This is a genomic window from Chloroflexota bacterium, assembly GCA_020161265.1.
In the GTDB taxonomy this organism is placed as follows: domain Bacteria; phylum Chloroflexota; class Chloroflexia; order Chloroflexales; family Herpetosiphonaceae; genus Herpetosiphon.
In genome coordinates, this window is the sequence record JAIUOC010000009.1 from 73,690 (window position 1) to 88,181 (window position 14,492).

11 protein-coding genes are annotated in these 14,492 nt (G+C 50.6%); 6 read left to right on the forward strand and 5 right to left on the reverse strand.

Going from position 1 to position 14,492, the window contains the following annotated elements:
• Positions 1–220 precede the first annotated feature (220 nt).
• The 6 genes from LCH85_19735 to LCH85_19760 all read left to right on the forward strand — a co-directional run bounded on the left by LCH85_19735 (position 221) and on the right by LCH85_19760 (position 7,856).
• Positions 221–1,561: a phosphomannomutase/phosphoglucomutase gene (locus LCH85_19735; protein ID MCA0354232.1), complete on the forward strand. Its 1,341-nt coding sequence runs from the start codon at positions 221–223 to the stop codon at positions 1,559–1,561.
• 230 nt (positions 1,562–1,791) lie between these two features.
• Positions 1,792–2,589, forward strand: a complete 798-nt coding sequence (locus LCH85_19740) for a DUF899 domain-containing protein (GenBank protein MCA0354233.1) — start codon at positions 1,792–1,794, stop codon at positions 2,587–2,589.
• 235 nt (positions 2,590–2,824) lie between these two features.
• Positions 2,825–3,745, forward strand: a complete 921-nt coding sequence (locus LCH85_19745; GenBank protein MCA0354234.1) for a tyrosine recombinase XerD — start codon at positions 2,825–2,827, stop codon at positions 3,743–3,745.
• A gap of 418 nt (positions 3,746–4,163) precedes the next feature.
• A complete protein-coding gene (locus tag LCH85_19750; GenBank protein ID MCA0354235.1) occupies positions 4,164–5,543 on the forward strand; it encodes a glycine--tRNA ligase in 1,380 nt (459 codons plus the stop codon).
• 168 nt (positions 5,544–5,711) lie between these two features.
• A complete protein-coding gene (locus tag LCH85_19755; protein MCA0354236.1) occupies positions 5,712–6,806 on the forward strand; it encodes an STAS domain-containing protein in 1,095 nt (364 codons plus the stop codon).
• A 30-nt stretch (positions 6,807–6,836) separates the two neighbouring features.
• Positions 6,837–7,856: an NAD-dependent epimerase/dehydratase family protein gene (locus tag LCH85_19760; GenBank protein ID MCA0354237.1), complete on the forward strand. Its 1,020-nt coding sequence runs from the start codon at positions 6,837–6,839 to the stop codon at positions 7,854–7,856.
• 53 nt (positions 7,857–7,909) lie between these two features.
• On the opposite strand, the gene LCH85_19765 is transcribed toward LCH85_19760, so the two are convergent.
• The 5 genes from LCH85_19765 to LCH85_19785 all read right to left on the reverse strand — a co-directional run bounded on the left by LCH85_19765 (position 7,910) and on the right by LCH85_19785 (position 14,480).
• On the reverse strand, positions 7,910–8,587 hold the full coding sequence (locus tag LCH85_19765; GenBank protein ID MCA0354238.1) for a hypothetical protein: 678 nt from the start codon (positions 8,585–8,587) through the stop codon (positions 7,910–7,912).
• A 287-nt stretch (positions 8,588–8,874) separates the two neighbouring features.
• On the reverse strand, positions 8,875–9,498 hold the full coding sequence (locus tag LCH85_19770; protein MCA0354239.1) for a threonylcarbamoyl-AMP synthase: 624 nt from the start codon (positions 9,496–9,498) through the stop codon (positions 8,875–8,877).
• Entirely contained in the window at positions 9,495–10,352 is an 858-nt protein-coding gene (locus tag LCH85_19775; protein MCA0354240.1) for a hypothetical protein, read from the reverse strand. Before LCH85_19775 ends, LCH85_19770 begins: the two co-directional genes overlap by 4 nt.
• Positions 10,353–10,410: 58 nt before the next feature.
• Positions 10,411–11,709 (reverse strand): LCP family protein, encoded by a 1,299-nt coding sequence (locus LCH85_19780; GenBank protein ID MCA0354241.1) that lies wholly within the window; start codon positions 11,707–11,709, stop codon positions 10,411–10,413.
• Between the two features lie 116 nt (positions 11,710–11,825).
• Positions 11,826–14,480 (reverse strand): GAF domain-containing protein, encoded by a 2,655-nt coding sequence (locus tag LCH85_19785; GenBank protein MCA0354242.1) that lies wholly within the window; start codon positions 14,478–14,480, stop codon positions 11,826–11,828.
• Positions 14,481–14,492 lie beyond the last annotated feature (12 nt).

A 14,492-nucleotide genomic window follows, 5' to 3' on the forward strand; every position in this document is an offset into this window, starting at 1 on the left:
AACTATATGCCGAGGGTGAATCAACACAGCAACAACAATCCACAGCCCACATATTAGGGGTGCAGGGGATGAAAACCCCTGCGTCTCCCGCCTTGAGGCGGGATGGAAGGGTGGTGATCATGATAAGCCATGAAAGATGACTTAAAAATCCTACTATTCGCGATTTAACAATTTTGACGTATGATAGCCCGTGATCGCTCTGCACAGAAAGGATACGACGATGCAGGTCAATCCAGGGATTTTCAAAGCCTATGATATTCGCGGGATTTACCCCAGCGAACTCAACGAAGATGTAGCATTTTTGATTGGACGCGCTTTCGCCTCATTTTTGCAAGCTGAAACGGTGGTCGTTGGCCGCGATATGCGTACATCAGGCCCATCGATTTTCGATGCAGTGACGCGGGGTTTGATGCACCAAGGCGCTGATGTGATCAACATCGGCATGGTTAGCACCGATCAATATTATTTTGCTTGTACCAAATTGGGCCTACCAGGCATGATGGTGACGGCCTCGCACAACCCCAAACAATACAATGGCTTCAAAATGGTCAAAAAGATGCCGCAGTTGCTCTCAGGCGATGCTGGCATTCAAGATTTGCGCAAATTGGTCGAGAGCGAAGCCTTTGCTGAGCCAACTCGTCAAGGCAGCATGAGCGAGCTTGACCTGAGCGAAGAATTTATCGAATCGGTCTTGCAATTGATCGATGTAGCCAGCCTCAAGCCGCTCAAAGTGATTGCCGACACTGGTAATGGCATGGTCGGACCAATTCTCCAACGGGTCTACGAACGCTTGCCTGTCGAATTGATTGGGCTGTATCTTGATCCCGATGGCACCTTGCCCAACCACGGGCTTGACCCATTGCAACCAGAAAATCGCGCCGAACTCGAAGCTCGCGTGGTCAGCGAAAACGCCGATGTGGGCTTTGCCTTCGATGGCGATGGCGACCGCTTCTTTGCAATCGACAATCGCGGCCAATTTATCTCTGGCGATTTTATGACCGCGCTGATGGGTCAGTACTTCCTCGAAAAACACCCGGGAGCCAAAATTTTGTATGATGTACGGGCTTCGTGGGCCGTTCCCGAACTAATTGGGGCTGCTGGTGGTGTACCGCTGATGGAGCGGGTTGGTCATGCCTTTATCAAGGCTCGCATGTCCAACGAAGGGGCGATTTTCGCGGGCGAAGTAACTGGCCACTACTATTTTGGCGATTTCAATTATGCCGATTCGGGCGTAATTCCATCGTTGATTATTTTGGAAATGCTTTCGAAGAAGGGCAAAACCCTGAGCGAATTGCTAGCCCCGCTCGAAGCAACCTACTTCATCTCAGGCGAAATCAACACCAAAGTTGCCGATGTTAAAGCTGTATTGGCAACCTTGGCCGAGAAATATAGCGATGCAGAGCAACACACTATGGATGGTCTATCGGTCAATTATCCCGATTGGCACTTCAATGTACGTGGCTCTAACACCGAGCCATTGTTGCGGCTCAACCTCGAAGCCCGCAGCAAAGAGTTGATGGAAGCCAAGCGCGATGAAGTTTTGGCCATCATTCAAGGGTAAAGCTTAGGGATCGGTTGTTGGGGGCTGGGGATCGGTAAAAGCATCGCTTTTAACAACCGATCCCCTGATTCACAATAGCTGTCTCCGACCCAATGCTTGATCTTGTCTTAAATACCCATCAACCGCCCCCCGACCTCCAACGACCACCCCCCATTCCATAAATAGATCATTTGTTCGCATTTCATGCTATGATACCAAAGCAGTTTATTGTAGTGATGAAGGAGCATCTGATGAGTAATCGCACGAATGACCTGATTCCCCTAAGCGATATGCATGGCCCCAGCCTGCCCGCTGCCGTTGACCGCACCACATTTCAAGCCGAACTGAACAGCTTGCGAACCCGTGAGAAGGCTCATACCCACGAGGGCGATGCGATTGCCGCTGCGCGTCGGCGCTTGCCCATGGTTGAGGTTGCTGCCACAACTCCGGTGATCGGCCCAAACGGCTTGGTTCCGTTGATCGAGGTTTTTGAGGGCCGCAAGCAACTGTTTGCCGCTTATATGATGTGGCATCATGGCGCGAATGCCGCCCAACAGTGCGAGGGCTGCACCATGAATATTGGCCATGTGCTGGAATTGGGCTATTTGCATTCGCGTGATGTCACCTTTGCCGTCTTGAGCCAAGGCCCATTTGCCGAAAGCAACCGCTACCGCGAATTTATGGGCTGGGAGCTGCCTTGGTATTCCGTGCCCAAATCCTCGCTTGATGCGCTGATTGCTGATCGCCATTTCGGCATCTGGGTTTGTTATGTTCAGGATAATGGTCGGGTGTTTGAAACCTACTGGACAACTGGTCGTGGCTGTGAGCAAATGGGCAGTTCCTATGCCATGCTCGATATGACGATTTATGGGCGGCAAGAGGCTTGGGAAGATTCTCCAGTCGGCTGGCCTCAACGCTTTTTCAACACCCGCTCGGCCCAAATGCGCACTGACGAGCATGGCCAAGCCGTCAATCGCCCCGCTGGACGGCCAATTTCGCACTGGTCACGGCTGGCTGCTGGGCGCTCCGATGATATTATTGATATTTAAGGTTGATCAACTTTTGATTGCTGGGGATCGGTTATTGGGGGCTGGGGATCGGAGTCGGGATTGATATACAACTCCCAACCTCTAGGCTTCGATTCGGCCCGAAGAATATCCCGATCCCCGCCAACCGATCCCCAATCCCCAACAATCAATCATCTTTGACATAAGCAATTCTTGGTGCTAACATAGGCGCTGCGGGGAATTTTGGAAACGCATATCCCGACGTTGGAGGGTGCTCATGCAGCAGCAGCTAGAACAGTTTTTGGCGTATTTAACGGTTGAGCGCGGTTTGACCGGTAACACGATTGCCGCCTATCGAACCGACCTTGACCAATTTGTTAACTTCATTGTTGAACGTAATACAGGCAGCTGGAGCAACGTCTCCCGCGATGACCTGTTGGCGTTCTTGCTCTTTCTCAAAGAAAAGCGCTACGCAACCTCCACGATCGCACGTCGTACTGCTGCAATTAAATCGTTTTTTGAATACCTGCAAGGCCAGCATAGTATCGCCACGAATCCAACCGAAAACTTGGATTCACCCAAGGTTGATCGGTTCTTGCCCAAGGCAATTACGGTCGCCCAAGTTGATGAACTGCTTGAGTTACCTTTGACCACCAGCGGCCCCGAAGGTCTGCGCGATAAAGCCATGCTCGAAGTGTTGTATGCCACTGGCATGCGCGTCAGCGAGTTGGTTGCGCTCGATGTGGGCGATGTTGATCTGGCGATCCACCAGATTCGCTGCTTGGGCAAGGCCAATAAAGAGCGGAATCTGCCGATTGTTGGCAGCGCCAGCACTGCCTTGGAAGAATATCTCGATATTGCCCGTGGCCAAATTAGCCGTAACGGCGGCGATCCAGCTTTGTTTCTCAATCACCGTGGCAAGCGGCTTACCCGCCAAGGCTTTTGGTTGATTTTGAAGGGCTACGCCGAACGCTTGGGGCTGAGCGATCTGACACCGCATACCTTGCGCCACTCGTTTGCAACCCATATGCTCAACCGTGGCCGAGATTTGCGCGAGGTGCAAGAGTTGCTGGGCCATGCAAGTATTTCAACAACGCAAATTTATACCCAAGTAAGCAACGACCGAGCCGTTAAATACGAGCAAGCAGCCCAACGATCAACGATCGCCAATACTGCTGAAGTCGAATTTAGCGCCTAATCAAATCAGTCGTTGGGCTGAACGCAAGCATTGACAAGAATGCTACAGTAGCAGCCAACAACGTGATTCATATTGGCGATGAACCGTAGAAGTAGCTTGGAATGCAACATTCAGCGATGTGGGGATAGTGTAAGCCCGCAAGTTTGAACCAAGCGAATGGCGACGGGGAGCCAATTACAATAGATCTCAAAGGTGCCTTGGTTCAACCAAGGAACTGGGGTGGAACCGCGAAGCGTTTTGTTTTCTTCGTCCCCAGGCAATGCTAGCAATGGCGTTGTCTGGGGATGAACGTTTTTAGCAAGGATGAAGGATAAAGGATGAAGCAGCTTGAAATAGCCCAAGATGGTCGATAAAACGTTGATCTTTGGGAAATTTTCATCCCTCATCCCTCATATCTCATCCTTTACTGGAGGTTTATATGCCAGCAACATCGATGGATGAATTGGTTTCGTTATGCAAGCGGCGTGGGTTTATCTTTCCAGGCTCGGATATTTATGGCGGTTTGCAAGGTACGTATGATTACGGCCCGTTGGGGATTGAACTCAAAAACAATCTCAAAGCCGCATGGTGGCGTGCCATGGTCTATGAACGCGACGATGTGGAAGGCCTCGATGCCTCAATTTTGACCCATCGTTTGGTGCTGCGCCACTCAGGCCACGAAGCAACCTTTACCGATCCAATGGTTGATTGTCGCAATTGTAAAAGTCGCTGGCGAGCCGACCAACTCAAAGACAACAAATGCGAAAAATGTGGCTCAACCGATCTGACCGAGCCACGCCCATTCAATTTGATGTTCAAAACCGCTGTCGGCCCAATTGCCGAAGAAGGCTCGTTTGCCTACTTGCGGCCTGAAACCGCCCAAGGAATTTTTACCAACTTTAAAAATGTAGTTGATGCCACCTCACGCCGTTTGCCGTTTGGGATCGCCCAAATCGGCAAGGCCTTCCGCAACGAAATTACGCCCCGTAACTTTATTTTTCGAGTGCGTGAATTTGAGCAAATGGAGCTTGAATTCTTCGTTCAGCCTGGCACCGACGACGAGTGGCATAGCCAATGGGTTGAAGCTCGCTTACAATGGTGGCGTGATCAAGGCTTGCTCAGCGAAAATCTGCAAGCCTATCATCAAGCTGGCGATGAATTGGCGCATTATGCCAAAGCGACCGTTGATATTCTCTATCAGTTTCCGCATGGCTTGGAAGAGCTCGAGGGGATCGCCAATCGAACCGACTTCGATCTTGGTTCGCATACCCGTGGTCAAGCCGATTTAGGCTTATCGGCCAAGGTCGAGCCAAACGAGGATAGCACCGCCAAGCTGACGATTCCGCATCCAGAGACCCAAAAGCCTTTGGTGCCATTCGTGATCGAGCCATCGGCAGGGGTTGATCGTGGGGTATTGGCGATTTTGACCGAAGCCTTTACCAAAGAAACCTTGGAAAATGGCTCAGAACGGATTGTGCTCAAGCTCAAGCCCCACTTGGCTCCAATCAAAGTAGCGGTGTTGCCTTTGGCTCGCAACAAACCTGAGATCGTCGAAAAAGCCAAAGCGATCAAATCGTTGTTGATGGCAACCGGGATCGGTCGGATTTTCTACGAAGATACAGGCAACATCGGCAAAGGCTACCGCCGCCACGATGAAGTTGGTACGCCCTTCTGCGTCACCGTCGATTTCGATACTTTAGGCCGTGGCGATGATGCCAGCTTGCTGGACACCGTAACCGTGCGCGACCGCGACACCATGAGCCAAGCTCGCATCCATATCAATGAACTGGCTACATATATTCGCGAACGGTTGGTTTAATCGCTAACTGAAGCTGAATATCCCGCCAAGCTCAGTTAATGGGCTTGGCTTTTTTGTGGGATTGTAACTGTTAGCAAGGTGTAAGCTGAGGCTAACCAAGCCTACAAACGAAGGTGGTACAATAGCGCTAGACTATACCTACTATTCCCATCCCTTGAGGAGCCACCCGTGAAACGTTTTTTTCAACAATGGCTTCATTCGCTCAATTATTCCGACCCCGTTCAACAGCAGCAAGCCCAAATTATGCAGGGCATTCTTTTGGGTTCGTTTATGGCCAGCACTGGTGCTTTAATTGTGCCATTCGTTGCTCCAGTTACCTCAATTCAAGCAATCGGTATTGCGCTGGCAATTGGTGCCGCAATTATGATTTTTCTGGTAGCTTTATTACTGTTGCGGCGCAATTATTTTAAATTGGCACTCTTTGGTAGCGTTTTTGGTTTATCGTTCTTTTTACTGATTATGTTGCTTGGCACTGGCTTAGCTGATAGCGGCGCGATTATTTTTGGTTTGGCTGTGCCCATGGCTTTGGCTAGTTTGCTCAGTGGTCGCAAATTAACATTCGTGATGATTGGTGTTGGCCTGTTTGGATTGATTGCAACTGCCCTTGCCGAAGCTTTTGTGCCGCAAATCACGGGCTTTGCCAAGCCGATGGATAAAAACTATGGCGGCATTATTGGCGGCTATACCGCAGTTGCCTTGGTGCTTGGTATGGTCTTATCGCGCTACAGCAGCGCCTTATCAACCGCGCTCAACACCGCACGTATCCGCCAAACCGAGCTTGAGCAGCTCCAAGCTAGCCTTGAACAAACGGTGGCTGAACGCACTGCTACCTTACAAAATACTCTAGCCGAGCTTAAACAACGGGCAGCCGAGCAAGCCCAATTGCTTGAGGCCAACCAGCAACAGGCCGTGGTTATTCGCGAGTTAGGTGTGCCCGTGATTCCGCTTGGTGGTCGGCGTTTGGTTGTGCCACTGGTCGGCCAGCTTGATCAAGCGCGTTTGAATACAATTCGTGAGCGAGTTATCAGCGCCGTGGTGCAGCAACGTGCCCGCCAAGTCCTGCTCGATGTAACCGGCGTGCCCTTAGTTGATGTCCATATGGCTGGCGAATTGGCCGCCGTAATTGCCGCAACCAGCCTCGTTGGGGCTGAAACCGCGCTGGTGGGCATCAACCCCGATGTGGCCCAAGGCTTGGTTGGCTCAGGCATCGATGTTTCGCGCTTGCCAGCCTTTGCATCTTTAGAACAAGCATTGAATTCGTAGCCTGCATCGTTGTAGTTGGGGGAATGGTCGATGGCGCTTAAGCAATCCACACGGGCGTTGGTGATTGGTGGTTGTGGCTTTGTCGGCAAACATTTGGTGCAGCAATTATTGGCATCAGGCCGCCCTGTGCGTGTTTTTGATCTTCAGCCCTATCCTGACCCTCAAGTCGAATCGGTTGTAGGCGATTTACGTCAAGCCGAGCAGGTATTGCAAGCCTGTCCCGATGTTGGCACAGTCTTTTTGTGTGCGGCAGCAGTCGATTGGGGTTGGGGCAATGCCCAACTCCTGCACGATGTCAATGTGTTGGGGCCGCAGCATGTGGTTGCTGCTTGCCAAGCAACAGGCGTTGCCCAACTGATTTATACCAGCAGCGTTGATGTGGTTTTCGAGGGCAAACCAATTCGCGCTGGCGATGAGCAATTGCCCTATCCCAAGCAACACTTAGATATTTATGGCGCGACCAAAACCGCTGGCGAACGTTTGGTTTTGGCCGCCAATGGTCAAGCGGGCTTAGCAACCTGTGCCTTGCGATTGGGTGGCGTGTATGGCCCAGGCGATTCGCATCGCTTGCCATCGTTGGTGAATTTAGGCAAGCGTGGCCCAATTCCAAGGTTGGGCAATGGCTCGGCGCGATTTTCGCATATTTATGTTGAAAACGCCGCGCATGGCCATATTTTAGCCGCTCAACATTTGACTAAAAATGGCGCGATGAGTGGCCAAGCCTATTTCTTAGTTGATCCTAATCCTGATAACTTTTTTCTGTTTCTCAAGCCGATTGTTGAAGCCTTGGGTTTGTGCATGGCCAAGCGCCATGTGCCATTTGGCTTAATGAATTTCCTGGCATGGCCCAGCGAGTTCTGGTATCGCACAACGCGCAGCAAAAAACGCCCAAGCCTCACCCGCTACACAGTTACCTCAACCTGCGTTGATTTTTGGTTTACTGGAGTCAAGGCCGCCAACGATTTTGGCTATCAGCCGTTGGTTGATTTGGCCGAAGCTCGCAAACGCACAATCGCTTGGGCAAAGCAGGAGTTTAATCTAGGGATGTAGCCAAAATCAGCGGCCAGCGCTCAGTGTAATTGCTCTAAAAAATCTTCTGTTGCCTAGCGTTGGGTTTGTTTCAGCAGCTCATCAACATAATTGCAGGCCGCCAACGATGAATCACCAAACATACCAACCGACAATTTTGCATCTTCGGTTTGCAACGTGCCACACCAGTGGGTTAGGGCATACTCGAGTTGCTGTGGGTCGCCCGTTACCAGCACATCACGCGAAAAGTGATACGCAAAGCGATCGATGTCAAATTGAATTGCCTTAAACTGTTTAATTTGAGCAGCATTCAGTTTGCCTTGCTCAATTAATGCAATCCGAATCAACGCCAGATCATTCGACCAACCTACGGTAATATGCAGGGAAAGCAGGCGTGGTGCGTAAAGCCCACGTTGACTTTGAAGGTGACGATGGCTAATTGCTTGGTTATAGATGTCAACCAGGCTATCGAGCATATTGAGTCTTGGAATAGTTTGGTTTAAATTGGCAATTGTTTGTTCAAGATCGCCTGCTTCAAAATCTTGCCAAGCATCACGAACATAAATATTGAGTGTATCAAACTCACGCCATAGATGATGTCCACTCAAGGCAATATTTGCATCACGCTTGGCTTCGAGGCGCAAAATCGCCTTTTGATCGCGACTAATCTGATTAAAACTAGCTAGCAAGGCCACAATTAAGGCCATAATAACCCACGATGATCGTTTGATTTGTTTGATACGACTAAGCATATACCCTTCCTTCGGCTATAACTCCACCTCCAATACGCATCAAAGAGTTAAGTTAGAGCTGCAAAAATCAGGTATTTGGCTAGCACTTTTAGGTTAACTATCGCTAGTACTTAGGTATTTTTTGGGAATGTTTGAGGCTCATCAAAAGAGGTTTGGTGGAGACGTTGGGACTTGCACCCAAAGGACATCATGGCACGTTGGCTTTAACTGATGGACTGCCTATGCCGCCCCCATTGCCCAATTATTCTAGCAAATCTGCCGCGCTTATGGCTCAGCCCTTGAGCGGGTTAGGCTTCCAACCAAGGGCTGAGTTGCGCCGCTGAAATCAGGCCTTGACGCAAAATTGTCGGTTGCTCACCACTGAGATCGACAATCGTTGAGGGTTGTTCGCCCGTTGCAAACCCACCATCAAGCACTAGCGGCACGCGCCCAGCCAATTGTTCAGCCACAGCTTGCGCGGTATTCGGCGTTGGCTGGCCATGCAAATTGGCGCTGGTTCCAGCAATTGGCGTGCCAAATTGGCGAATCAAGTTGCGCAATTGCCCATGGTTTGGCACTCGCACGGCAATTGTCGCTTTGCCAGCAGTTAATAATTGCGGTAGCTGCGCGACCGCTGGCAAGACTAAGGTCAAGCCGCCTGGCCACCAAGCCTCAGCCAAACGCCACGCCAAATCGGGAATATCGCGGGCAACCTTGGGCAAATCATCCAAATCAGCCAACAACACAGGTAGCGCAACCGTAGCTGGCCGTGCTTTGGCCTGAAAAACTTGGGCAATCGCTGCTTCATCCAAAGCCGAGCCACCAATGCCATAGACGGTATCGGTTGGAAAGCAGAGAATTTGGCCTTGCTGTAATTGCGCTAAGGCTAAGGCCAAACCGGCATCATCAAAATCGATAACATTGGTGTTCATAAGGTCGTTGCGGTCAAAATCACAAAGACGGCTGCGCCGACAATTCCCAATTCCCAGCCGATGCGCCGATCAAGCGTGCCAGCTTGGGCATGATGCAGCAAGTTCATCATCACATAAAACAGCGCCGTGAGCAGCGTTCCAACAATCAAAAATGGTGCAGGCCAGAAGCTAAGCATTGCCGCAGCCTCAGCAATCACCACACCAACCACGGTTAATGCCAACGATAATGGGCGTTGGTGATCGTTGACATTGCGGGCTAGCAGACGATAAGCCAAGGGCACACTGGCACTAAATGCCAAAATGCCAGTGAAAATCATGCGATAGTGGGCGTTGGCAATGGCGCTGAACATACCAAAAGCTACCAAATAGGCCACTGCTTGCAAGCCAACCCGTGCCTTATCACGCACCTCAGTATCGCGATCGAGCACATAGTGTTGGGCAACCAAGGTTCCAGTTAATAAGCTGCCACAAACCACCAACACCAAAATAAAAGCCGTGCCTTGCAAGGTTTCTTGAAACAGCCGAAAGAAGGCAAACGAGCCAACCACAACTGCTGAGGGCAAAACCCAAAACAAGGGCACAATCTCGATTTTGCTGAGTGGGCCAGGCAAACGCAACAGTTCGCGATGCTCCAAGGCAGGGTGCGCTTTGGCCAATAAATCGGCTCCGGTGCTGATAATAATTACCAGCAAGGCGATAATAAACCACGCCACCGAAATCACTGGTAGGTCGTTGCTAATGCGAGCTACCAAGGGATAATCAGGGTTGGATTCGAGCAGAAAGACCACCATCAAGCCTAAAACCACCAAACTGATTAATGGCAAAATGCGGTCGAAACGCGGTGTTAGTTTCATATGCTATCAAGATAGCCTAGCTGGGCTAGCCTATCGCTAGGATTATGCTTGGCATAATCTACTTGAATAATTCGGCAATTCGCGCTTGAATTGCTGGTAAATCTGGTTGAATGATGTAAGCACCATCGCTCGTGCTAGTTTCATAGCCATAGTTTAAATCAATCGATTCGCGCTGAATCGCTGTTGGCTCGAAATTCTGGATTGCCAGCACCAAACGCAAGGTCGTCGGCAAATCGATGCTGGTATATTCGAGGGTATTGTACAACGAGCTAACCAATTCGATGTTGTCAACGCTATTATTGGCTTGCATGAGGTTTTGTAAGCGGGCAAAAATCGCTAAAAGCACCTGCTGTTGACGCTTACCACGCTCAAAATCGTTGTCGGCATGACGAGTGCGGCTATAAATTAGCGCCGTTGCTCCATCCATATGTTGGATGCCTGGCAAAAAATGTGCTTCCATATAGCCATAATCAAAGGTTGGGTAACGCGAATCGTAAATTTCTTTGGGCACATCAACCTCAATGCCCCCAATTAAATCGACCATGGTGATCATTTCTTCAAAGGTTGTAACCACTACTGCATCAATTGGCTGGCCGATGGTAGTGCTCAAGGTTTGGCGTGCCAATTCGGCTCCAGCTTCAGCATCGCCATTATCGCCCTCACCATACATATAAGTAGCATTTAATTTGACCGAAAAGCCATATTCTGGCGGCAAAGCGACCCATAAATCGCGGGGCAAGGAAACCAAGGCCGCGCTTTGATTGCGTGGATTGAGATGCAAAACCAACAACGCATCAGCCCGCGCTGGCTCAGTCTCGCCAGGCCGTCGATCCAAACCCAAAATTGCCACCGTCATGGCGGCTAATGGTCGCGGGGTTGCGCTCGGTCGTGGGGTGTTGGTTGGTCGCGGGGTTGCACTTGGCTCAGTTGTGGCAATGACTTGGGCGGTAGCCGTTGGCTGAATCACTGGAATCAAACTTGGTTCAGCTACGCCGCCTGCAATAACTGGCACTGGCGTGGTACTTGGCTCAATTTGCACTCCAACCACTTGCTCAGGCGTGCTCCACCACCACCAACCACCGCCAAGCACCAATACTGCCAGCATAGCAAAAACGGCCAGCGGCCAGCGGCGGCGAGTTGGGTTAGTGGGTACTGGCGTGGGCGTAACTGCTGCAAGCACTGGCTCTTCAAGCAGAGTCGTTAATAATTGGCGCTGCTCTTCAACCTGCAATACTTCTAATAAGGCATAGCAATCGGCACAATTGGCAATGTGGAAACCCATTTGAGCACGTTCGGGCGGGCGCACCGCCGGACGAATTCCTGCCGCAAGTTGGCGGCGCACGTCTTGACATTCCATGCAACGTCCTTGAGGATGGTAGTTTGTCGCTTGATTATAGGCGGCTCGTCGCGAAGATGCAAAAAACGTAGCCTACGTATCAGCTACGTTTTTATTCAGAACCCATCTAGAACATGTTAATCAGCAGCGACTGGCATAATAAACGTAAAGGTTGTGCCTTGGTTGACCGCACTTTCAAGCCAAATCCGGCCACCCATCAGTTGAATTAGCGGGCGAACCAGCGAAAGCCCTAAGCCCGTCCCGCCAGCCTCAATTTTTAGCGGGTTTTCGGTACGATAGAAGCGATCAAAGACTTTTTCATGTTCGCTGGGGTCGATGCCCACGCCGCTATCTTGCACCGCCAAGGCGATATAGCGCCGCCCGACTTGCAGCCCTTCACGTTGCTTGTTTGGAATATCATTGAAATTGATTTCGAAGGCTTTCACGCTGATTTTGCCGCCATTGGGCGTGTATTTGATCGCGTTTGAGAGCACGTTCGAGGCCACTTGGCGAATACGCTCCATATCGCTCCAAATGTACGGCAAATTGGGCGCGAGGCTCAGCGAGAATTCTTGTTGGCGCTGGGTGATTTCGGCTCGTGCATTGCCAACCACGCTACTCATGACATCGGCGACCATCAGCCGGGCCATTTGCAATTCAACGCTGCCAGTTTCAATCTTGGTGATATCCAGCAAATCGTTGATAATCGCGATCATGCGCTCAGAGTTATGGGCAATGGTATTGAGAAATTCCTTCTGAGTGGAATTTACTTCGCCCAACGAACCCATCGCCAGCAATTGGGTATAGCCTTTGATCGAGGTCATCGGCGTGCGTAACTCGTGCGAAACCGTACCAATAAACTCAGTTTTCAACCGATCCGATTCGACTTCGCGAGTAATATCACGGCCAATCAAACACGCGCCCAGCAATTCGCCACGCTCAGTCATCACCGGAACCAAAGTGACGCTGATCGATTGGGTTGCCCGTTTGATGATAATGCCTTGGGTTTGGGCCGCATCGGGGTTATTCAAAACCGCTCCCAGCGGATCGCCTGGCAATTTGATATGCAATGATTCAAGCAACTCATCGAAGCTTTGGGTTACCAACTCATCAAGTGGCCGATCCAGAATTGATTCGGCGGCAGCGTTGGCCAAAATAATATTGCGATCAAGATTGAACACAATCACTGCATCGTTGAGCGATTGTAAAATAGCGTTGTTTTGGCTCGAAACTTCTTCTTGATGGCGCAACATAGTTGAAAGCTTGATGGTGCGTTCGGCCAAATATTCGTAAAGCTGGGCGTTATAAATGGCAATTGCGATTTCGCCAGCAATTGCTTTGAGCAAACGCATATGGCTTTGATTGAAAAAGTGCGATTTGGGATGCGAGAGCATCAACACGCCCACAATATCATCGCCAGCGATCAGCGGCATGCCCACCAACGAACCAGTATTTTTGCCAACCTCTTGGCCAAAGGCATCAACTTGCACCCAACGATCATCGTTGGTCACATCGTTAACCAAGGCAGGCTGACGGTGTTGGGCGATCCAGCCGACCAAGCCTTCACCAATTTGGAAGCGCCGCGAACCAAGGGTATGCGAAATTCCGGCCAAAGTTGCCCGATCAACCAGCAAACCAGTGGCTGCGTCGATCAGCATCACCGAGCCATGTTGCACGCCAGTCAGGTTGGCTAGTGCTTGCAAAATCCGGTTGAGCAGCACATCAATTTCGAGAGTAGAAATATCGCGAGCAATATCAGCAATCGCTTCGAGCCGATCGCGTTCTTCGCTCAGTTCGGCGGTACGCTCGGCAACTTTGCGTTCGAGGTCGGCGTTTAATTGCTGCACTGTGCTATACAAACGAATATTTTGCAGCGTGACCACAATTTGGTTGGCAACCGTGCGCCAGAGGTTCATCATCACATCATCGATGCGCTCGATCAAAGTTGAGCCTTGGGCCACCAAACAACCAAGCATATTGTTTTCTTGGCGCAGCGGCACAAACAACGCTCCTTGGTTATCGACCATCCACGAGGTGCTATGCGGTTCGATCACAGGTTGGAGTTGCACCATACCCTGAGCGGTAGCGACTTTGAGCGCTGCAGGCAAATTTTCAGGATCAAGCGGCTGACCGGTTAATTTGGCCCAATCATCGCCCCAAGCATGTTCGATCATCCAAGTGTCGTCGTCGATCCGCAACACAATTGCACAGCGCTCGACAGTAAACGCTGAGAGAATTCGTGGGCCAATATCTTCAAGAATTTCGCGATCCAGTGAGGCGCTCATGGCTTGCGAAAGCTCGTAGAGCGTAGACATCTGCAAAGCAAAATAATCGGATTCTGAAGCCATTTGGGCTTGATGATCAAGCAGATATTCGGCTTGGGCCACCTGTTCACGCAATTCGGCTTGCACTGTGGTGTTGTGATGGTTGGTGAGCAAAATCGTACAGCGCTCGACCAATTGATCAAGCTCGTTCGACGATTGCCAGCGCGTCAGCTTGTGGGTTTGCAATACATCGACGATTGCTGGGCGTAACTGAAAACTCAGCTGAATCAGCGTGGTTAATTCAAAGGCATGCCAATCGATGCCCAACTCAACCAAAGCTAGTTCAAGATCGGTTTGCTCAGCAGGTAACGTCAGCAGCAACTCATATAAACGCCGCACATGCACTGAGGGAAAATGCACCCCATTTTTGGGCACAGCAGTGCCGAGGCGATGCACCCAGCGGGCGATCACTTGCTCAGCATTATCAATCAGAAATTGACGCAATTGAGGCGTAGACGTTTTCTGCATAGCGCACCTTCT